The organism is Arthrobacter sp. 10L424 (assembly GCF_056395325.1).
The window spans coordinates 99,688-119,738 of the sequence record NZ_JBFTJH010000007.1 but is presented as its reverse complement, the minus strand read 5'-3'; the positions used below and the strand labels follow the sequence as shown (position 1 = coordinate 119,738).

17 protein-coding genes and 2 riboswitches are annotated in these 20,051 nt (G+C 67.5%); of the genes, 12 read left to right on the top strand and 5 right to left on the bottom strand.

The window, feature by feature from the left end:
* Positions 1 to 2 precede the first annotated feature (2 nt).
* From AC1DC5_RS13510 to AC1DC5_RS13495, 4 genes are all read right to left on the bottom strand, one after another.
* Positions 3 to 713 (bottom strand): response regulator transcription factor, encoded by a 711-nt coding sequence (locus AC1DC5_RS13510; protein ID WP_441404951.1) that lies wholly within the window; start codon positions 711 to 713, stop codon positions 3 to 5.
* A gap of 94 nt (positions 714 to 807) precedes the next feature.
* Positions 808 to 2,454 carry a DNA repair helicase XPB gene (locus AC1DC5_RS13505; RefSeq protein ID WP_441404950.1) on the bottom strand — a complete coding sequence of 549 codons (1,647 nt, stop codon included), beginning with the start codon at positions 2,452 to 2,454 and terminating at the stop codon, positions 808 to 810.
* Positions 2,451 to 4,943 (bottom strand): helicase-associated domain-containing protein, encoded by a 2,493-nt coding sequence (locus AC1DC5_RS13500; RefSeq protein ID WP_476865480.1) that lies wholly within the window; start codon positions 4,941 to 4,943, stop codon positions 2,451 to 2,453. Before AC1DC5_RS13500 ends, AC1DC5_RS13505 begins: the two co-directional genes overlap by 4 nt.
* Positions 4,944 to 4,953: 10 nt before the next feature.
* A complete protein-coding gene (locus AC1DC5_RS13495) occupies positions 4,954 to 5,187 on the bottom strand; it encodes a hypothetical protein (RefSeq protein ID WP_144673147.1) in 234 nt (77 codons plus the stop codon).
* 178 nt (positions 5,188 to 5,365) lie between these two features.
* Here AC1DC5_RS13495 and AC1DC5_RS13490 point away from each other — a divergent pair, with 178 nt between their 5' ends.
* The 3 genes from AC1DC5_RS13490 to AC1DC5_RS13480 are packed head-to-tail and all read left to right on the top strand — an operon-like array spanning position 5,366 to position 7,797.
* Positions 5,366 to 5,749 (top strand): cold-shock protein, encoded by a 384-nt coding sequence (locus tag AC1DC5_RS13490; protein ID WP_024366560.1) that lies wholly within the window; start codon positions 5,366 to 5,368, stop codon positions 5,747 to 5,749.
* Between the two features lie 9 nt (positions 5,750 to 5,758).
* On the top strand, positions 5,759 to 6,433 hold the full coding sequence (locus tag AC1DC5_RS13485) for a DUF3027 domain-containing protein (protein WP_476865479.1): 675 nt from the start codon (positions 5,759 to 5,761) through the stop codon (positions 6,431 to 6,433).
* 44 nt (positions 6,434 to 6,477) lie between these two features.
* Positions 6,478 to 7,797, top strand: coding sequence for an MFS transporter (locus AC1DC5_RS13480; RefSeq protein WP_476865533.1), 1,320 nt, complete (start codon positions 6,478 to 6,480; stop codon positions 7,795 to 7,797).
* Positions 7,798 to 7,889: 92 nt separating this feature from the next.
* On the opposite strand, the gene serC is transcribed toward AC1DC5_RS13480, so the two are convergent.
* On the bottom strand, positions 7,890 to 9,017 hold the full coding sequence (serC, locus tag AC1DC5_RS13475) for a phosphoserine transaminase (protein ID WP_476865478.1): 1,128 nt from the start codon (positions 9,015 to 9,017) through the stop codon (positions 7,890 to 7,892).
* 264 nt (positions 9,018 to 9,281) lie between these two features.
* On the opposite strand from serC, the gene AC1DC5_RS13470 reads away from it, so the two are divergent.
* The 9 genes from AC1DC5_RS13470 to AC1DC5_RS13430 all read left to right on the top strand — a co-directional run bounded on the left by AC1DC5_RS13470 (position 9,282) and on the right by AC1DC5_RS13430 (position 19,922).
* Positions 9,282 to 9,977, top strand: coding sequence for an iron-dependent transcriptional repressor DtxR (locus AC1DC5_RS13470; protein ID WP_476865477.1), 696 nt, complete (start codon positions 9,282 to 9,284; stop codon positions 9,975 to 9,977).
* Positions 9,978 to 10,122: 145 nt separating this feature from the next.
* Positions 10,123 to 10,336: riboswitch (cyclic di-AMP (ydaO/yuaA leader) on the top strand.
* Between the two features lie 4 nt (positions 10,337 to 10,340).
* Positions 10,341 to 11,159 (top strand): M23 family metallopeptidase, encoded by an 819-nt coding sequence (locus tag AC1DC5_RS13465; RefSeq protein WP_441404945.1) that lies wholly within the window; start codon positions 10,341 to 10,343, stop codon positions 11,157 to 11,159.
* A 136-nt stretch (positions 11,160 to 11,295) separates the two neighbouring features.
* Positions 11,296 to 11,465, top strand: a riboswitch (cyclic di-AMP (ydaO/yuaA leader).
* 309 nt (positions 11,466 to 11,774) lie between these two features.
* A complete protein-coding gene (locus AC1DC5_RS13460) occupies positions 11,775 to 12,533 on the top strand; it encodes an NlpC/P60 family protein (protein ID WP_441404944.1) in 759 nt (252 codons plus the stop codon).
* Positions 12,534 to 12,753: 220 nt separating this feature from the next.
* Complete coding sequence (locus AC1DC5_RS13455) at positions 12,754 to 13,254, top strand: HNH endonuclease (protein WP_441404943.1); 501 nt, start codon at positions 12,754 to 12,756, stop codon at positions 13,252 to 13,254.
* Positions 13,255 to 13,357: 103 nt separating this feature from the next.
* Positions 13,358 to 14,068, top strand: coding sequence for a molybdenum cofactor guanylyltransferase (gene mobA, locus AC1DC5_RS13450; RefSeq protein WP_441404942.1), 711 nt, complete (start codon positions 13,358 to 13,360; stop codon positions 14,066 to 14,068).
* Positions 14,052 to 14,339, top strand: a complete 288-nt coding sequence (locus AC1DC5_RS13445; RefSeq protein WP_441404941.1) for a DUF6457 domain-containing protein — start codon at positions 14,052 to 14,054, stop codon at positions 14,337 to 14,339. The genes mobA and AC1DC5_RS13445 overlap by 17 nt, the downstream gene beginning before the upstream one ends.
* Positions 14,336 to 15,847, top strand: coding sequence for a molybdopterin-binding protein (locus AC1DC5_RS13440; RefSeq protein ID WP_476865476.1), 1,512 nt, complete (start codon positions 14,336 to 14,338; stop codon positions 15,845 to 15,847). The genes AC1DC5_RS13445 and AC1DC5_RS13440 overlap by 4 nt, the downstream gene beginning before the upstream one ends.
* 76 nt (positions 15,848 to 15,923) lie before the next feature.
* Complete coding sequence (gene fdhD, locus AC1DC5_RS13435; protein WP_441404939.1) at positions 15,924 to 16,796, top strand: formate dehydrogenase accessory sulfurtransferase FdhD; 873 nt, start codon at positions 15,924 to 15,926, stop codon at positions 16,794 to 16,796.
* Between the two features lie 102 nt (positions 16,797 to 16,898).
* Complete coding sequence (locus AC1DC5_RS13430; protein WP_441405016.1) at positions 16,899 to 19,922, top strand: alpha-mannosidase; 3,024 nt, start codon at positions 16,899 to 16,901, stop codon at positions 19,920 to 19,922.
* Positions 19,923 to 20,051 lie beyond the last annotated feature (129 nt).

Sequence of the window (20,051 nt, the reverse complement as noted above, 5' to 3'; positions counted from 1 at the left end):
GATCAGCGCTTCTCGGCCGTCCGCAGCACGTAGCCGACGCCTCGTTTCGTCTGGATCAGGGCCGGGGCGTCAGGATCAAGGTCCACCTTGCGGCGCAGATAGGAGATGTAGGACTCCACGATCGAGGCGTCTCCGTTGAAGTCGTATTCCCAGACGTGGTCCAGGATCTGTGCCTTGGACAGCACGCGGTTGGGGTTCAGCATGAGGTAGCGCAGGAGTTTGAATTCGGTGGGGGACAGCTCGATCACGGTGCCGCCGCGGCGCACCTCGTGGGCGTCGTCGTCGAGCTCCAGGTCATCGACGCGGATGACCGCGTCGTCGTCCTGCAACGGCTGCGTGCGGCGCAGCACGGCGCGGATGCGGGCCACCACCTCGTCGAGGCTGAACGGCTTGGTGACGTAATCGTCGCCGCCCACCGTCAGCCCCATCACCTTGTCTTCGGTGTCATCCTTGGCCGTCAGGAAGAGAACGGGGAAGTGCTTGCCTGCGGCGCGCAGCCGGCGGGTAACGGTGAAGCCGTCCATGTCCGGCAGCATAACGTCCAGGACGGCGAGGTCCGGGGAATGGAGATCGGCCGCCGCCAGGGCCTCGCGCCCGTTGGACGCCGAGACGACTTCAAAGCCGGCAAAGCGCAGGGACGTGGACAGCAGCTCGCGGATGTTCGGTTCATCATCGACGACGAGCAGCTTGGCTTCGGGACCGTTCTTTTTCATAATTCCCATGATGCTCCCAGACTCTGGGAGTTTTCTGAATGAAAGATGTGTGTTGCATGCTCCCGCCGCGGCGGTCGCGGGGTACTTGTGGCGGTCAGGTCACTGTCCCGACGTCCTTGGCGTCCATGATCCGGTAGGCGTAGCCCTGCTCGGCCAGGAAGCGCTGGCGCTTGGCCGCGAAGTCCTGGTCCAGCGTGTCCCTGGCCACCAGGGAGTAGAAGCGTGCGGCGCGGCCGTCCTTCTTGGGACGCAGCAGCCGGCCGAGGCGCTGGGCCTCTTCCTGCCGGGAGCCGAAGGAGCCGGAGACCTGGATCGCGACCGAGGCCTCAGGCAGGTCGATGGAGAAGTTGGCGACCTTGGACACCACGAGGGTCTGCACGTCGCCGGCGCGGAAGGCATCGAAGAGCTTCTGGCGTTCCTTGACGGACGTGTCGCCCTTGATCACCGGCGCCTGCAGGCGCTCGCCGATCTCGTCGAGCTGGTCGATGTACTGCCCGATCACCAGCAGTTGCTCCCCGGCATGTTCGGCGACGAGCTGTTCCACCACCAGCGTCTTGGATTCGGACGTGGCGCACAGCCGGTACTTGTCCGCGTCCTCGGCCATTGCGTAGGCCACGCGTTCGTCCCGGGGCAGGTCGATCCGGACTTCGACGCAGTCGGCCGGGGCGATGTAGCCCTGCGCCTCGATGTCCTTCCACGGCGCGTCGTAGCGCTTCGGACCGATCAGGCTGAAGACCTCGCCCTCGCGGCCGTCCTCGCGGACCAGCGTGGCGGTGAGGCCGAGCCGGCGCCGGGCCTGCAAATCCGCGGTCATCCGGAAAATCGGGGCGGGCAGGAGGTGGACCTCGTCATAGATGATGAGTCCCCAGTCGTTGCCGTCCACCAGTTCCAGATGGGGGTACAGCCCGCCCCGCTTAGTGGTCAGGACCTGGTACGTTGCGATGGTGACGGGACGGACTTCCTTGACGGAGCCGGAGTATTCGCCGATCTCCTCTTCGGTCAGGGATGTCCGCTTCAGGAGTTCGTCCTTCCACTGCCTCGCGGACACTGTGTTGGTCACCAGGATCAGGGTCGTGGTGGAGCTTGTGGCCATCGCGGCGGCCCCCACCAATGTTTTCCCGGCTCCGCAGGGGAGCACGACGACGCCGCTGCCGCCGGCCCAGAAGTTCTCCATTGCCAGCTGCTGGTAGGGGCGGAGCTTCCAGCCGGACTCGTCGAGCATGATGGGATGCGGCGTGCCGTCGACGTAGCCGGCCAGGTCCTCGGCCGGCCAGCCGATCTTCAGCAGAAGCTGCTTGAGCTGCCCGCGCTGGGAGGAGTGCACCACAACGGTTTCGCCATCGATCCGCGGGCCCAGCAGAGGAGCGATCTTCTTGGCGCGGCTGACCTCCTCCAGCACCGGATAGTCGGAGGTGCGCATGACCAGGCCGTGCTGGGGATCTTTTTCGAGCCGCAGCCGGCCGTACCGGGACATGGTCTCTTCGACGTCGATCAGCAGGGAATGCGGCACGGGGAAACGCGAGTACTTCAGCAGCGTGTCCAGCACTTTCTCGGCGTCGAGGCCGGCGGCCCGGGCATTCCAGAGGCCCAGCGGCGTGAGCCGGTAGCTGTGCACGTGTTCGGGGGCGCGTTCCAGTTCGGCGAAGGCGGCGATGGCGTGGCGTGCTTCGGTGGCGAGTTCGTGGTCGACTTCGAGCAGGATGGTCTTGTCACTCTGGACGATCAGCGGTCCGTCGTTCACTGGAGCAATTCCTCCGCGGCTTCTACGTCAATAATCCGGTGGATGGACAGTACGCGTTCAGTGTCCTTCTCCGGGTCGAACACCCGGACCCGTCCACCGTTCACTGCTACCGGAACAACGGTTTCCCGCACGGAATTCCCCAGGCTGTCGACGACGTTCATCACCACGCGCTGTTTGAGCCGGATCGCCTTTTGCAGGGTCTCCAGGCCCAGCTGGGTTGCTTCTTCGCTGCCCGGGGCCGCCGTGGAAGGCCCGACGGCGGCCCCCGCGGAGGGCCGCTCGCTGCGCAGCACGGCCAGCTGGGCGTCGACGTCGGCTTCCGGAGGGGCCGTGCGCGGGGCGCTGTAGACCGGGCGGGCACTGCCGGGCAGTGCGGTGGTGCGGCGCAGCCGGATGCCGCCCGCCTCGGATTCCTCGACGGCGGGGGACAATCCCAGGCTTCGGAGGACCTGGGCTGTGTCCCGCGGAGCGGCGTGCGAGACCAGCACGGTGGGTGCGATCCGGACCAGTCCGAGGTTGGAGGCGCCGGGAGTGTTCAGCAGCTCCAGGAGGGCCGTTTCGTCGTCGCTCTGGATGAAACTCACGGCGGATCCCACCCGCAGCCTGGCATGGCGGGCTGCGGTGTCCTCGATCAGGTACTTCAGCGGCTGCGGGATCGCCGTGGCCGAGTGCAGGCCCAGGAAATCCAACAGCGCCTGGGCATCCTGGCCCGCGTCGAGCGCGCGCCGGACTGAGGAGACGGAGAAACGGTAGATCGTGGCCGGTCCCTGGCCCTCGGCGTCGGCCATGGTGAGGAGCTTTTCCGTCAGTTCCGGAGCGAGGTAGCCGGGTGCCACGGCGGTGAGGTCCGCCTGGAGCAGAACGTGGTTCAGGGCCGCCGGCAGGTGTTCGCCCAGGATCCCCAGTGCCTCGTCGGGCTGTTCGGCCGCGATCGCCGCCCCGATCTGGCTGAGGGCGCCCGAGCCGATGAGGCCGAGCATCTCCGACTCGGCCAGGACGCCACGGATGAGGGAACTGAAACGCCGTGCCATCCGGGGCTGGGTCCAGTCGGCGCGCTCCAGCACCGCAGCGGCGTCAAGCACCGGGGCCTGACCGTCCGACGCCGCGGCCTCCTTTGTCAGTTCAGCCAGGATTTCCAGGATCCGCTTCCGGACCACCGGGGCGTCCGGGCGCTGGGCTTCGGCTGAAAGCGCGTTGATGGTACTCCCGGCGGTGCCGCGGTGGACGGCCTGGGCCGCGGCCTGGCCGTTGACGGGCTGCCCGACGAGGGAGGGCGCGCGCTCGCTGGCAAGCCAGGCATTGACGAGCCAGAGCCATTGCTCCTGCCGCGGAAGCGTGAGCCATTCAAGCTGCGCCGGCTGGACCCAGGCGGAACTGTCCACGTCCAGGCGGATGAGACCGGACAGGGCGCACAACTCCGCCAGCACGCCGGCGTCGTGCATCTCGAGCCGCAGCCCGTCAGCCAGTCGCTTCAGCTCGCGGACGCCCACGCCGCCGCTGCGCAGGGTGACGAGGGGCTGCTCGCGAACAATATAGAGCAGTTCAGCGACCAGCCGCAGGGTCTCGGCGATCGCGCCCAGGGCGGCATTGCGGCGCAGCGCGGCAGAGGTGGAACCCAGCCGCGGCACGGGGGGAGCCAGCGCAAACTTCTCGATGACAAAACCGCCGCGCAGCGAGACGCCGACGCTGTGCGGCAGCTCCACGTGGGCGGCATCGAGCGGCACCAGCAGCCCGCGGGCGAGGAGCCAGTCCACCGGCCCGACGTCGGCGGCCTCGTGTAGCACGGAGGCGCGCCGTTGCGCCTGGGGAACGGCGCCCATGGCCCAGTTCCCGAAGCGTGCGAGCAGCGCGGTGGTGCGGTCCGGGGCGGTGTCAAGGATCTGCCGGAGGGATTCGGGAGTGGCCGTCCAGTGCTGCAGCGACAGGGCGGCTTCCATCGGGGTGGTTGCGGGGGCGACCGCCGCACCGCTGCGGTGGAGCTCCGCGACGAGCTGGACCACGCGCTGCGCGAAGGCCGGTTGGAGCCGCACGAGTTCGGTGTAGCTGCGTCCCAGCCCCGCCGGATAGATCCCGATCACGTCCTTGAGGCTGCCCACCGGCAAGTAGTACCGCTGTTTCGCGCCGGCCGGGACTGCGCCGTGCGGGGGCTCCGCCCGGTGGACGAGGGCCAGCTCCTGCAGCGAATGCAGCATCTTTTCGATCGACGCCAGGGTGGAGCCGTTGATCAGCTTCTTCAGCATCGGGGCGGAGGCGCTGTGCCCGGTATCGGTGTTGGTGCACAGGTGCAGGGTTTCGAGGACCTGCATTTCCGGGCGGTTGAGCCGCTCCAGGGCGCGTTGCACGCTAACGCGGCCGCTTGCCCGGGCGGCGAGGGCCGCGAAATCCGGCACGCCCGGTGAAATGAGGTCCGGCCGCGCGGAGAACAAGGCACGCAACGAATCATCGCTGCGTGCCTGCAGTTCCTTGCTGAGCGCGCGGATCAGGGACATCAGTGCAACGCTACCTTTCGTCCGGCCCTCGGGTGCGCCGGCGGGCTGCAACGCCGTCGATCACGAGCAAGAGCATCAGCAGGAAGGCCACGGGAAGCCCGTAGAGCGCCGTGGAGGTAATCCACACCGGCGACACGGCATTGTTGAAGGCCATCGCCATCACGACGCCGACCGCCGCGAGCGACAGCACGGCGGCGACGGCCGCAACGATCAACAGTGGCCGCCGGAAACGCAATGGAGTCATGGAGCTAACGCTAACAGTCCGGCCAGTTCCGCGCCCCAAACGGCCAAAGTGGGCCGGGCACGATAACCTTGAGGGAACAGACCAACACGGTCCGGGCAGTCATACCCTGAACCCGCATATCAATGCGGATGCGGTGACCGTCGGCCGTGTCACCAGCAGAACGAAGAAGGTTGATTACGTGCCTACCGGCAAGGTCAAGTGGTATGACAAGGAAAAGGGCTTCGGATTCCTCGCGGGCGAGGACGGCCAGGAAGTCTTCCTGCCGAAGTCCGCGCTGCCTGAGGGCGTAACCGAGCTCAAAGCAGGCACCCGGGTTGAGTTCGGCGTTGCCGACGGGCGCAAGGGCGCCCAGGCCCTGGGCTTGCGCGTGCTGGACAAGACACCGTCCATCGCCAAGGCCAAGCGGCCCAGCGCGAAGGACCTCGCCCCGCTGGTCCAGGACCTCGTCAGCGTACTGGACAACCTGTCCGGCACACTGTCCGCCGGCAAGTACCCGGAAGGCAACAAGGGCAAGGCGATCGCCGTCGCCCTGCGTAAGGTTGCCGACGAGCTGGACGCGTAAGGCCCGGCGATGACTCCGGAAACCGATCTGACCGGGCCCACAGCCGTGGACAGTACAGTTGTGGACAGTACAGCCGTGGACAGCACAGCGGTAGATAGCGCTGCCGCCGGTGACAAGAAAGCCGGAACCAAGGCGGGCTCCAAGCCGCGCGCCGGGGTGCCGGCCTGGCGCACCGGAAAGCCGGATGCCTTCCTGGCCGCCGCCGTCGACATCGCGCGTGCTGCCATCGAGGGCATCGCCCCCGCCGAACAGATCGGCCAGCACCTGGCGGCCAAGAGCGAAGGCGACCGCCTGGTCACGCACCTCTTCGAGTCAAAGCTGGCCGGCTACGGCGGCTGGCAGTGGTACGCCGTCCTGACCCGGAACTCCAGGTCCAAAGTAGTTACGGTCGACGAGCTGGGCCTGCTGCCCTCCGAAAACTCGATCCTGGCGCCCGAATGGATTCCGTGGGCCGAACGGGTCCGCCCCGGCGATGAGCAGGGCGAGGAAGAACCCGGTGAAGCCCCAAACGCGGTGCCCCGGGAAGACTCGGACGAGGCCACCTCTGACGCTGACGCGCCGGAATCCGACGCCGGCGGCGCGCCCGAAGACAATGCCGCCGAGGACGCCGACGACTCCGACGATGCCGACGACGCCGACGACGACGCTCCGCAGGGCGCGTTGACCGCCGTGGAGGCTGACTAGCGGTTGGAACTCTCAGGGGCGCTGCACAGTGAGGGCTGGACATGATGTCCACCTTCAAGTCCCTGCATATCCTGAACTACCGGATCTGGTTCATCGGCGCCATCATCTCCAACATCGGGACCTGGATGCAGCGCACTGCCCAGGACTGGCTGGTCTTTGACCACCTGACCGAGCACGACGCCGGGGCCATGGGCATCACCATGGCACTGCAGCTCGGACCTCAGTTGTTCCTCGCCCCGGTGGCCGGGCTAGTGGCCGACCGCTTCAACCGCAAGCAGCTGCTCGTCCTGACCCAGTCCGCGATGGCACTGTTGAGCGCAGCCCTCGGCATCCTCGTGGTGTCCGGGGCCGCCCAACTGTGGCATGTTTACGGTTTCGCCCTGCTGCTGGGCGTCGTTTCGGCCCTCGACGCCCCCGTGCGCCAGACTTTCGTCTCCGAACTGGTCCGGGACGACTACCTTCCCAACGCGGTGGCCCTCAACAGCGCCTCCTTCAATGTGGCCCGGATGATCGGCCCCGCTGTGGCCGGTATCCTCACGGTCGCTGTCGGCCCCGGCTGGGTTTTCCTGATCAACACGCTGACTTTTGTGGCACTGCTGCTGAGCCTGTGGAAGATACCCTCAGCGTCGCTGCGCCAATTGCCCCGGGCCGCACCCGGTAAGGGCAGGATCCGCGAGGGGCTGAGGTACGTGCGCTTCCGGCCGGACATCGTGGTGGTGCTGGTCGCGGTCTTCATCGTGGGCACCCTGGGCCTGAACTTCGTGCTGTTCATCGCGGCCATGGTCGGCACGGAATTCGGCCTGGACGCCAGCGCCTTCGGGCTGATGAACTCCATCATGGCCATCGGCTCCGTCGCCGGCGCCCTGCTTTCCGCCGGGCGCAAGAAACCCAGGCTGCGGATCATTTTCGGGGCGGCCGGAGCCTTCGGCGTGGCCTCCGGCATAGCCGCGCTGGCGCCCAGCTACTTCTGGTTCGGCGTGGCGCTGGTTCCCGTAGGGCTCTTCGCCATCACGATGATGACCAGCGCCAACGGCTACGTCCAGACGACCACGGATCCCGTGATGCGGGGCCGGGTGATGGCCCTTTACATGGCGATCTTCATGGGAGGCACACCGATCGGGGCGCCCTTCGTGGGCTGGGTCGCGAACGTGGCCGGCCCCCGATGGTCCCTGAGCGTCGCGGCGGCGTCCGGGCTGATCGCGGCCCTGATCGGGCTGGTGTGGATCATCCGTGCCAGGCAATTGCGGATCAGGTATGACCGCCGGGCCCGCGGGCTGCGCCATTTCCGGGTCGTGGCCGCCGGCGCGCCCGGCCATGACGCCACCGGCCCTGACGCGGAAGGCGCCGGCGCAACCGGCGCCTGACGCCGACGGCGCCGCCCGGGGATGCGACACCCGGACGACGCCGCCGACGGCGGTGGAAGCTGGCGCTGCCAGCCCCGCCTGATTCGGGGGAGCTACTTCTTCAGTTCGCCCACAACGAAGTCGATGCATTCCAGCAGCGCCGATACATCGTCCGGCTCGATCGCCACGAACGTTGCGATGCGGAGCTGGTTGCGGCCCAGCTTGCGGTAGGGCTCGGTGTCCACGATGCCGTTGGCGCGGAGCACCTTGGCGATTGCCGCGGCGTCGATGGACTCGTCGAAGTCGATCGTGGCAATGACGTTGGAGCGGTCCTCGGCCTGCGCCACGAACGGGGTAGCGTACTCCGAGGCCTCGGCCCAGCGGTAGATGCGGCCGGCCGAATCCGCGGTGCGCGCGGAGGCGAAGTCCAGACCGCCGCTCGCGTTGAGCCACTGCACCTGGGCGTCGAGGGTGACGAGCGTGGCCAGGGCAGGGGTGTTGTAGGTCTGGTTCAGCCGCGAGTTGTCGATAGCCGTCTGGAGGTCGAGGAAATCCGGGATCCAGCGGCCGCCGGCCTTGATCCGGGCCGCCCGCTCCAGCGCTGCCGGGGAGAACAGGCCAAGCCACAGGCCTCCGTCGGAGGCGAAGTTCTTCTGCGGGGCGAAGTAGTAGACGTCCGTTTCGGCGACGTCGACATCCAACCCGCCGGCCGCCGAGGTGGCGTCAACCAGCACGAGGGAGCCTGCATCGGCGCCGGCCACACGCCGGACCGGAGCTGCCACGCCGGTGGACGTCTCGTTCTGCGGCCAGGCGTAAACGTCGACGCCGGCCTCAGCCCGGGCCGCCGGGCGGGTCCCCGGCTCGGACTTGATGATGGAGGAGTCCGCCAGGAAGGGTGCCTTGTTGGTGGCGGAGGCGAACTTCGAGCCGAATTCGCCGAAGGACAGGTGCTGGGCCTTGTTGTCCACGAGCCCGAAGCTGGCAATGTCCCAGAACGCTGTCGACCCGCCGACGCCCAGGATGACCTCATAGCCCTCGGGTGCGCGGAAGAACTGGCTCAGCCCGCTCCGGACCGATCCCACGAGGTTCTTGACCGGCGCCTGGCGGTGGGAGGTTCCCAGCAGCCCGGAAGCCGCAGCGAGGGCCTCTATCTGTTCCGGGCGGACCTTGGACGGTCCGGCGCCGAACCGGCCGTCCTTGGGCAGGAGGTTGGCGGGAATCGTGATGCTGGTGTCGCTCACAGTGGCTCCAATTTTCGGCTGGTACAAAGCGTGGCTTGGGAGGCGGCCCGGCAGGGTGGCTGCAACGAAGCCTTGCGTTTCATTCTGCCTGACTGCCCGGCGGGGGAGGCAAAAGAGCCCGTCATAGTCCGGTCACTGAGATTATCCGGAGTAATTCAAAATAGGCTAAGCTGACCTGCGAACGTACGGCGGACCCCGCCAGGGCGCAAGCAGCTCGCGGTACGGTGGGAACACGCAAGGACGGCGCTCGAGGAGCTGAGCTGAATGACGGATCTGATCGATACCACCGAGATGTATCTTCGGACCATTCTGGAACTTGAAGAAGAGAACATCGTTGCCCTCCGCGCCCGCATCGCCGAACGGCTGCGTCACTCGGGCCCCACTGTTTCCCAGACTGTCGGCCGCATGGAGCGCGACGGGCTGGTGGTCGTTTCCGGTGACCGGCACCTTGAACTGACGGAAACCGGCCGGAAACGTGCGATTGAGGTCATGCGCAAGCACCGCCTTGCCGAGCGCTTGCTGGCGGACGTCATCGGGCTCGACTGGGCCTATGTGCATGAGGAAGCCTGCCGCTGGGAACACGTCATGAGCGAGCGGGTGGAGCGGCGCATCTTCGAGCTGCTGGATCACCCCACGGTGTCTCCCTATGGCAACCCGATTCCGGGCCTCGCGGAACTCGGCGGCCTGCCATCCCAGCCCTACGGGGATGGCGTGGTGAACCTTCTCGAAGCCATGGCCGGCTACGGTCCGGATTCCCGGGTCCGGGTCAACCGGCTGGCCGAGCCCATCCAGGTCGAACCGGAACTGCTCGTCCAGCTCGACGAAGGCGGTATCCGGCCCGGAGCCCTGGTGTCGCTGGAACGGGTAGGGGAGTACATCTCCGTCCGGGTACCCGATATCGAAGGCGCCCTGGAACTCCCGCCCGAGGTTGCGGCCCACGTCTTTGTTACCGTCGGTTAACAGGACTTAACCCACTGCTCATCGGACGACCCATGAGTTATGCACAGATTCGATAACGGATTTATCTCTGCGAGGCTTAATCGCCTATAGTTGATCACTAGTACCGATACCAAAGCGTTATCTGATCCGAAGCCGAGCTCTGCCAGCGGATCAGTAGCAGAGTCACCTTCTGGCAGGGGCGGGGGAACCACTTCCGGCTGTTCATCAGCCTTGGGGTGAAGTCCGTCAGCGGCAAGCACACACCACAGAGGGACTCTTTGGATGCCTCTGTGTCTGGACGCCTGCCACGGCGGACCGGGTCTTTGAACTCTCTGACCCGAATCCGACAGCTAACTCCGCAGGCTCTCCAGAGAGGAACCGTTTTTGACCACCCAGACCGCCAGGGGCCGCCGTCGTGCGACCGGTCCCGCTCCGGAGCCGCGACCGGCCGTCGCCGTCCTGGCCGACCGCCCACGTGACGCGCACCGCGACGAACGCAGGGGCCGCCGCAGCCCGTTCCGCCAGGTAACAGACTTTGCCGCCGCCAGCGGCGTTGGGCAAAAGGCCGGCATTGCACTCGCCGCTACGGGACTGGTCCTCACCGTCACCGTCCCCGCCACTGGCCCCGTTATGGCCACCAACGCGGGGTCGACGGGATCCATCTCGGCCGCAGTCCAGCCTGATGTCACGGCTGGCGAGGCCAAAATCGACTTCAACCGGACCGCCGTCACCACCCAGGGCGACCCGGACGGAAAGCTCAAGCAGTTGCTGAGTGCCCAGTCCGTCGGTTCGATCACCCGCGCGGCCTCCGCCGGAAGCCTCGGGGCGCCGCTGGCCCAGTTGAAAACCGCGTCACCCTTTGGATATCGCGTCAGCCCCATTACAGGCGGCTCCGGCGAGTTCCACCGTGGCCAGGACTATTCCGCCCAGTGCGGCACGGCCGTCCTGGCTGCAGCCAGTGGGACCGTGACGTTCACCGGCTGGCACCCCTACGGCGGCGGCAACCGTGTCGTGATCGACCATGGCAACGGCCTGGAGACCACCTACAACCACTTGTCCTCAGCCACCGTCAAGGTTGGCCAGCAGGTCTCCCGCGGCGAGGTCGTGGCGATGAGCGGCACCACAGGCGCCTCCACGGGCTGCCACCTTCACTTCGAGGTCATGGTCAACGGCGAAGTTGTCGACCCGACCGGCTGGCTGTAACAAAGCTGATCGGACGCTCTCGCATTCTTGTGACACGCCGTGATCCGAATGTGACATTGAGTCCCAACTGTTGTAAGTTTGACCTACGCCAACTTTTCCGAAGTTGGCGCTCTTGAGTGGATTGCCTAGCTCTGCCACCGCTCAAGGTCCGTTCGCATTACATCGTCTGGCAGGGGCGGGGGAACCAATTTTGGCCTTCGAAAGAAGGCCTTGGGGTTAAGTCGCAAAGCTTCCCAGGAAGCAGCGCGGCCGGGTGACTCCCATCCGAATCCGACAGCTCACCTCGCAGGCATTGGGAGAGGCTACTTTCGTGTCTTCACGCCACAATGCTGCGCGTCACCGCGCTTGCGCGGCTCTTACGAGCCCGCTGAAATCCGACTCCTCGGTTGCCCTTGCCGGCGCCCGGAACGGATCTCACACCGCCGCCTCAATCTCTGCTGAGTCCGGCCCGCAGGCCATGCACCTGCACGCAGTTCCCGCTTTTGGCGCGTCTTCGCAGTACACCCTTCGCTAAGTAACCCACTTCGGGGCGATCCGGCGTACCCCCAAGATGCCGGAGCGTCCTCAGCACGCGCCTGAAAAGCGCGGCCACAGGATCACGAAAGAGAGAACTTAATGACTACTCGTGCAAACGCACGGCACCGCGCCGAGGTCACCAAGACCAACTCGCTGGCTGTTATTGCCAAGGCTGTCGGCGACAACGCCGGTGGCGTGGGCCGCCAGGCAGCAGTCATCGCTGCTGCTTCCGGCCTCGTCCTGACCAGCGGCATCGCAGCCAACGCTGCTGAGGCCAACGTCCAGCGCGAATCCACCTCCGCTTCCACCCTCGAAGTCCAGTCCGCCGCCCCCGCGGCCATCTCGGCTGCTTCCAGCATCTCGATCGCTTACGACAAGACCGAAGTCGCCACCATTGCGGCCCCCGTCAAGGCGAAGCCCGTCGTGAAGGTCCAGGAAACGCCCACCGCCAACACCGCCGGCACCAAGGTCGGCGCCGCCGCCACCGCTTCCGTGGCCGGCGCCAAGGCTCCGGCCGGCGTCGCCAGCGGCATGGGCGCCACGATCGCCGCTGCCGCCTACGCCCAGATCGGCGTTGGCCAGGATTGCACCGCACTCGCCACGAACGCGCTGGCTGCTGCAGGTATCAACTACCACGGCTGGCCGGCAGGTTACCTGTCCCTCGGCCGCACCGTGAGCGCCGCCGAGGCACAGCCGGGCGACCTCGCGTACTACCAGAACGGTGGCGCGGGCATGGCCCACATCGCTGTTTACGTCGGCAACGGCATGGCAGTTCACGGCGGTTGGAACGGTGGGACCACTTCCCTCCAGACCGTAAACGTCGGCTCCGGCCCGGTCTTCATCCGCGTCGGCGGCTAAGGACAACAGCTTTTTACGCAAAGGACCCCTGCCATGCGGCAGGGGTCCTTTGCGTTGCCGCAACGTGAACTTCAGCCGACACGGGCCACGGCCGGCAAAAAAAGATTCGGTGAAACGGCACCTCGGTGTTTACTCTTGTTTTGTCGATCCATAGCCCGACCATGCAGAGGGCAGCCGGCCCTCGTGCCCCTGGCGGGTGCGGCCGTGAAGAGGTATGCGGATGCGCACTCTCGTTCTGAATGCTGGATATGAACCGCTGGCGGTTGTGACCTTCCGCCGGGCGCTCGTCCTTGTGCTGACTGGAAAGGCCAGTGTCGTGGCGGAAGGCGACGATCCCGTCGTTGGACCGCAGGACGTCCTTGGCCGGCCCTCGGTGATTCTGCTGAATCGCTACATCAGGCCCCGGTACAACACCCTGACGACCGTCAGCCGCCGCGGCGTGCTCCGCCGGGACGGGCACCGTTGCGCCTATTGCGGCAAGGCCGCCCACACCATCGATCATGTCCAGCCCAAATCCAGGGGTGGTGCGGATTCGTGGGAAAACCTCGTCGCCGCCTGCCTGCGCTGCAACAACGCCAAAGGCGACCACACGCCCGCCGAAATGGGATGGAAGCTCAGCTTCAGCCCCGCGCCCCCCAAGGGCGCAACCTGGCAGATCAAGGAGCTGGAGAAGCCCACCCCGGCCTGGGACCCGTTCCTGCTGCCGGAATCTGCCGCCTGAAACGGCGCCGCCGGCTGACCGTCGGGCCGGACTTCATCGCTTGCCGGCTGGTGGCCGATCTTTGCGACGCGGCGTCCGCGCCGGAGCGCGTTAGGCTGGGCCGGTGGAATTCGATGCAGTCATCCTTTCCGGGGGCCGGTCCTCCCGGCTGGGCGGCGTGCCCAAATCGGGGCTGATGCACGACGGCGCCACCCTCCTTGATCGTGCCCTGCAGGCCGCGCGGGGCGCGGCGGCAGTCGCCGTCGTCGGACCGGACCCGGGAACGTTGCCGGAAGGCGTGCTGAGTTGCCGGGAGGACCCGCCCTTTGCCGGACCGGCCGCAGCCATCGCGGCAGGCCTCTCCGCCCTGGAAAGGCACCGCGGTGCGGCCGGCCGCCCCCGGCCAGCGGCGCCGTTCACCCTGGTCCTGGCCTGTGACATGCCCCGGGCGGGCGCCGCTGTCCGGGCCTTGCTGGAAGCGGCAGGGGAAGCTCCTCCGGATGGCGGGCTGATGGCGGTGGCCGCCGACGGGCGTCGGCAGCCGCTGCTGGGTTTATATGGCACGGTTGCGCTACAACGGTGCGCCCGTGAAGCCGGGAAGCGCGGCACACTCGAAAACGCCTCGGTGTTCGCCCTTCTTGCTAGTCTGGAGGTGCGGGAAGTCAGCGTGCCCGGGGGGTCTACGGATGATGTGGATACCTGGGACGATGCGTCCGCATTAGGGGTAACCGTTCCACTCGGCAGCCATGGCCGCGACAGCCATGAGGCGGCCACCCGGCCCGGGGCTCCCCGGCAGAATTCGACCTTGGAGGCAAGCGGTGAAGAGCCAGGATGAAACACTGGAAGACTGGTGCCGTGCCCTGCTTCAGGCCCTGGAACTGGAAGACGTCGAGGTAGATGTGAACGCGGTTCTGGCTTTGGCCGGGGTGGCGGCGCACTCCGTGGTCCGCCCGGCCGCGCCCCTGACGACGTTCATCGCCGGTTTCGCGGCAGGCCTGGCCTCAGGCTCCGGTCAGGCCACCGATGCGGTCTCGATGCAGGCAGCAATGGGCGTGGCCGGCAAACTCGCCAAAGACTACGCAGCCAACGAAGCCTCCGGAGCATGACGCCTGCACCCCCTTCCGGCAGCGCAGCTGCCGCCGGGGATGAGCATGCCGGCGACATGCCCGCTGTAAGCCGCTCCGGTGCGACTCCCGGGGGTGGAGCCAGCGGCCCCGCCCCGGTCGAGGAACCTGAGGTGCCGCACCGGCACCTCGCGCACACCTGGCAGGAAGCCTGGCAGCTCGCCTTCGACTGCGCAGACCCCATCCCCGCCGCGCCCACTGCCCTTCGTGACGCCTTGGGGAGAAAACTCGCTGCCGACGTGGAAGCGCTCGTGGACATGCCGCACTACGCCTCGTCCGCCATGGACGGCTGGGCCGTCAACGGCAGCGGGCCCTGGATCCTCGCGGAACCCGGCCAGCGGCTGGCCCCCCACCAGGCGAGCCCGATCGCCACGGGCGGGCTGATCCCGCCCGGCGCGAAGGCCGTGCTGCGGAGTGAAAGCGGCGAGATAGCCGCCGATGAGGACGGGCTCCCGGTTCTGCAGCTCGCCGGCGCCGCCAAACCCGGTGAGCCCCGGAACGGTGAGCACATCCGGAAGGCGGCGGAGGAAGCCGCCGCCGGCGAAGTCCTGATCAAGCGCGGCACCCTGCTCAATCCCGCCCACCTGGCCCTCGCAGCCCTCGCCGGCCACGATGCGCTCCCGGTCCAGGGCAAGGCGCTGGTCCGTCTCGTGTTCACCGGCTCCGAGGTCGTCGCGGCAGGGATTCCGCGGCCGGGGGAGGTGCGCGACACGTTCGGTCCCCAGCTCGCGGCCGTTGTGGAAATGCTCGGCGGGATCTGTGCCGGCGAAACGAAAATAGGCGACAGCTACGCCGAGTGGCTCGCAGCGCTCGAGGACACCGAACCCGCCGAGGGCGCCGGCGAGGGTGCTGCGACCCAGCCTTCCGTGCATCCCGCCGCCGACCTGGTGCCAGCCGCTGAACTGCTGCCCGCCGACGTCGTCATCACCACCGGCGGCACCGGCCGGTCAGGCACGGACCACCTGCGCCGTTCGGTCGCCGAACTGGGCGGACGACTTCTCATCGACGGCATCGCTATGCGGCCCGGCCACCCCGCCGTCCTGGCAGAACTGCCCGACGGCAGGTTCATTATCGGGCTGCCGGGCAACCCGCTCGCGGCCATGATGGCACTCTCGACCATCGGGGCCCCGCTCCTGGCCGCGCTGGGTCACCGGACGCTGCCGCCGGTCACCGAGGTGCCCTGCGGCTCCATGATCGAGCCGGACCCCGGCAGGACCCGGCTGATGCCCTTCCGGCTGGTCTACGGCATGGCGTCCCCGGCGCAGCACACCGGCCCGGGAATGATGCGCGGACTGGCCGCCGCCGACGGCGTGCTGGTGGTCCCGCCGCACGGCGTGCAGCTCGGGGAACCGGTCCCGGCCTTCGCCCTCCCCTGGGGCGCGGCCCTCGCGGACCTGATGCCGGCCCAGGACAAACCTGCCCCCAAACGGGCCGCCCGGAAGCCCACGGGTACCGGCGGCCCCGTGGACTGGAGCGAACTGCTGGGGTAGTGCCCGGTGCAAAACCCGCGCTGGCCACCCGGCCCGGCGCTTGCCATGATGGAGTTATGTTGGTTAGGAGTACCTGATGGGCCGCGTCACGCAGCGCCGCAAGGTGCACAAGTATGTACTGGACGGTTCGCCACAAGCCCTCGAATTCCCGGTGCGCCACCGGGAGGACGTGCTGGCCGTCGAGGAGCCGCTGGAAATCCGGATCGGCAGCCTGTCCTTCTCTGTGACCATGCGGACCCCCGGCAACGACTTTGACCTTGTCGCGGGCTTCCTCGTTTCCGAGGGCGTCATCTGGACTCCGGACCAGCTCGTCTCGCTGCGGTTTTGCGCCGGGGAGGACGAGGACGGGGTCCAGACGTTTAACGTGGTGGAAGCCCAGCTCAGGCCCGACGTCGTCCGCCCCGACACCGGACGGAACGTCTACACGTCCAGTTCGTGCGGCATCTGCGGCACGGACTCCATCGAGGCCGTGCACAAGTCCTCGCATTTTAGTCCCGCGGCCGACCCGCTGATGGTTCCCGTGGCCACGCTCGCGTCGCTTCCGGACAAGCTGAGGGAAGCGCAGGCCGTGTTTGACGTCACCGGAGGCGTGCACGCCGCCGGCCTGTTCCGGATCGCCGGCGACGGTTCCGCCGAACTCCTGTGCCTGCGCGAGGACGTGGGACGTCACAATGCCGTGGACAAGGTGGTGGGCTGGGCCCTCCGCGAAGGTCTGCTGCCGCTGCGGGGAACCGTGCTCCAGGTCTCCGGGCGGGCGTCGTTCGAACTGGTGCAGAAGGCCGCCCTGGCCGGCATCCCCGTCCTGGCCGCGGTCAGCGCGCCGTCGAGCCTGGCCGTCGAGCTGGCCGAGGCCAGCGGCATGACGCTGGCCGGATTCAGCCGCGGCACATCGCTGAATGTGTATGCAGGCGCCCACAGGGTGGGCCTGCCCGCAGCCGTCGGCGGGTGAGGCCCGTTCTCGGTTCTGGCTTGAGGGCCGGCGGCGAAGTAAGTTATATCCATCGATTGGATGCATTTCAGCGTCATCCACGCCAGCGCTAAGAGGAACACATTGCACGACGACCGCCGTCTCACGGAAGTCCGGCTCGACCGCTTTGTTCGCGAACGCGTCGCCCCCGCGGTCTACCCGCGCAGCGTGCCGCTCACGCTGAGCAGCTGGGACGTCCCGGATGAACCGGTTCCTGTCCTGGAGGCGCTGCGGCAACAGTTCGCGCCGCAGGAGCATGGAGCGGCGTGGGGGCGGCCGTGGAGCACCAAATGGCTGCGCCTGCAGGGGCAGGTGCCGGACTCCTGGGGCACGGCGGCGGACACTTCGGTGGAAGTCATCGTGGACCTTGGCTTCAGCAGCGACCTTCCCGGCTTCCAGTGCGAAGGCATCGCCTGGCGGCCGGACGGAACGATCGTCAAGGCCATCTCGCCGCGCAACCAGTACATCCCGCTCAAGCTCCTGGGCAGCGGAATGTCCGTGGATTTTTATGTGGAGGCGGCCGCCAACCCCGACCTGTCGCAGGGGTGGACCTTCGCGGCCACCCCTTACGGGGACAAGGCAACCTCGGGCAACGAGCCAAAGTACCGTCTCGGCAGGATCGTCATTGCCGAACTCAACCAGACCGTCTGGGAACTGCAGCAGGACATCTGGACCCTCAACGGCCTGATGCACGAACTGCCGATGGAACTGCCCCGCCGCCACGAAATCCTTCGTGCGCTGGAACGGATGCTGGACATCATGGACCCCGAGGACGTCCCGGGCACAGCAGCGGCGGGGCGGGAGGCCCTCGCTGGTGTCCTGGCCCGGCCGGCCTACGCCTCGGCACACCACCTGCTCGCCACCGGGCATGCGCACATCGACTCCGCGTGGCTCTGGCCCGTCAGAGAAACCATCCGCAAATGCGCCCGCACCTTTTCCAACGTGGTGGCCCTGATGGACGAGGATCCCGGGTTCGTGTTTTCCTGCTCCTCGGCCCAGCAGTTGGCCTGGATCAAGGAATTTTATCCGGAGCTCTTCGGACGGATCCGGGAGAAGGTCATGACCGGCCAGTTCGTCCCGGTGGGCGGCATGTGGGTCGAATCGGACACCAACATGCCCGCCGGCGAGGCCATGGCCCGCCAGTTCCTGGAGGGGAAAAGCTTCTTCCTCGCCGAGTTCGGCGTCGAATGCGAGGAAGCCTGGCTTCCGGACTCGTTCGGCTATTCGGCGGCCATGCCGCAGATCGTCAAGGCCGCCGGCAGCAAGTGGTTCCTGACCCAGAAGATCTCCTGGAACCAGGCCAACCGGATGCCGCACCACACCTTTAATTGGGAAGGAATCGACGGCACCCGGCTTTTCACGCACTTCCCGCCGGTGGACAGCTACAACTCGGAACTCAGCGGCCGGGAGCTCGCCCACGCCGAGCGGAACTACCGGGACCACGGCCGGGGCACCATCTCGCTGGTCCCGTTTGGCTATGGCGACGGCGGCGGCGGGCCCACCCGCGAGATGCTGGCAGCGGCGCGCCGTACCGCGGACCTGGAAGGATCGCCGAAGGTGGAGCTCGGCCCGGCGGCCAGCTTCTTCGCCCGGGCCGAGGCCGAGTACGAGGCACTCCCCGTCTGGGTTGGCGAGTTGTATCTCGAGCTGCACCGTGGCACTTACACGAGTCAGGCTAAGACAAAACTGGGCAACCGTCGCAGCGAGCACTTGCTGCGCGAAGCCGAGCTCTGGTGCGCCACGGCCGCTGTCCGCACCGGGTACAGCTACCCGGCGGCGGAGCTCAAGCGTCTCTGGCGGCTGGTCCTGCTGCAGCAGTTCCATGACATCCTCCCCGGCAGCTCCATCGCCTGGGTGCACCAGGACGCGGAACGGAACTACACGGCCGTGGGCAAGAGACTTGAGGCGATCATCGACGACGCCGCCGGAGCCGTGCTGGGGGCAGGGGACACAGACTTCCTGCTCAACGCAGCCCCGCACGTTCGCAGCGGTGTCGCCGCGCTGGCCGCGGCCGTGCCGGCCGTCGACGGGCAGACCGTGCTGGTCACCGAGTCTGCCGGCGGCTACATCCTCGACAACGGGGTCATCCGGGCCGTCATCAACGCGGGCGGCCTCCTTGAATCCCTGGTCGACCACGCGAGCGGGCGCGATGCGATCGCCCCCGGGCAGTACGGGAACCTGCTGGAGCTGCACCGGGACACCCCCAACGAATGGGATGCCTGGGACATCGACGCCTTCTACCGCCGCAACGTCGTCCAGCTCACCGACGCCCGCTCGATGGCCGTGGAACACAGCGGCCCGGACGCCGTCGTCGTGGTGGAACGGCTGGCGGGTACTTCTGGGGTGACGCAGCGGATCTCGCTGGGGCCGGGAGCGGAATCTTTGGCGATTTCCACGGCCGTGGACTGGAAGGAAAGCGAAAAGCTGCTCAAGCTCGGGTTCGCGCTCGATGTCCGGGCGGACCGCTCGGCCGCGGAGACCCAGTTCGGCCATGTCTTCCGCCCGACTCACCTGAACACCTCGTGGGAGGCTGCGAAGTTCGAGATCTGCGCCCACCGGTGGATCCACGTGGCCGAACCTGGCTACGGCGTGGCTATTTCCAACTCGTCGACCTACGGCCATGACGTCACCCGGAACATCCGGGAGGACGACGGCGGGACCACCACCACCGTGCGGCTCTCGCTGCTGCGCGCACCCAAGTTCCCCGACCCCGGTGCGGACCGCGGCCGGCACGAATTGAACGTCACGATCCGGCCCGGTGCCAGCATCGCCGACGCCGTCCAGGAGGGCTACCGAACGAACCTTTCACCGCGGGTTCGCAAGGGTGCCCACGGCGCAGATCCGCTCGTTGCCGTCTCGAACCCGGCCCTGGTCGTTGAAGCCGTGAAACTGGCCGAGGACGGCTCCGGCGACGTGATCGTGCGGGTCTACGAATCGCTGGGGGAGCGGTCCGGGGGGCTGGTGACGGCTGGCTTCGACGTCAACGGCGTCCACACCGTGGATCTGCTGGAGCGCCCGGCCGGTGCGCCGGGCGTGACCCTGGCTGGGAACTCGGCGGAACTGGCGCTGCGGCCCTTCCAGCTGGTGACCCTGAGGTTCGTGCGCTGAGGTTGCCGCGCTGAGGACCGGAACGTCGAGCAGGGAGCTGGCCCGCGCGTCCGAATGTGCCGTTAAACAGGCTGAGTGGGAGCGGTCCAGCCGGACCGCTACCACTCATCCCCCCAATGGCGTTTGGGC

Excerpts from the sequence above, each read along its gene's own strand:
- fdhD (WP_441404939.1), top strand. The coding sequence starts at position 15,924 with ATGGGCCGCGTCACGCAGCGCCGCAAGGTGCACAAGTATGTACTGGAC.
- AC1DC5_RS13480 (WP_476865533.1), top strand. The coding sequence starts at position 6,478 with ATGTCCACCTTCAAGTCCCTGCATATCCTGAACTACCGGATCTGGTTC.
- AC1DC5_RS13470 (WP_476865477.1), top strand. The coding sequence starts at position 9,282 with ATGACGGATCTGATCGATACCACCGAGATGTATCTTCGGACCATTCTG.
- AC1DC5_RS13510 (WP_441404951.1), bottom strand. The coding sequence starts at position 713 with ATGAAAAAGAACGGTCCCGAAGCCAAGCTGCTCGTCGTCGATGATGAA.
- AC1DC5_RS13440 (WP_476865476.1), top strand. The coding sequence starts at position 14,336 with ATGACGCCTGCACCCCCTTCCGGCAGCGCAGCTGCCGCCGGGGATGAG.
- AC1DC5_RS13455 (WP_441404943.1), top strand. The coding sequence starts at position 12,754 with ATGCGCACTCTCGTTCTGAATGCTGGATATGAACCGCTGGCGGTTGTG.
- AC1DC5_RS13495 (WP_144673147.1), bottom strand. The coding sequence starts at position 5,187 with ATGACTCCATTGCGTTTCCGGCGGCCACTGTTGATCGTTGCGGCCGTC.
- AC1DC5_RS13500 (WP_476865480.1), bottom strand. The coding sequence starts at position 4,943 with ATGTCCCTGATCCGCGCGCTCAGCAAGGAACTGCAGGCACGCAGCGAT.
- AC1DC5_RS13460 (WP_441404944.1), top strand. The coding sequence starts at position 11,775 with ATGACTACTCGTGCAAACGCACGGCACCGCGCCGAGGTCACCAAGACC.
- AC1DC5_RS13485 (WP_476865479.1), top strand. The coding sequence starts at position 5,759 with ATGACTCCGGAAACCGATCTGACCGGGCCCACAGCCGTGGACAGTACA.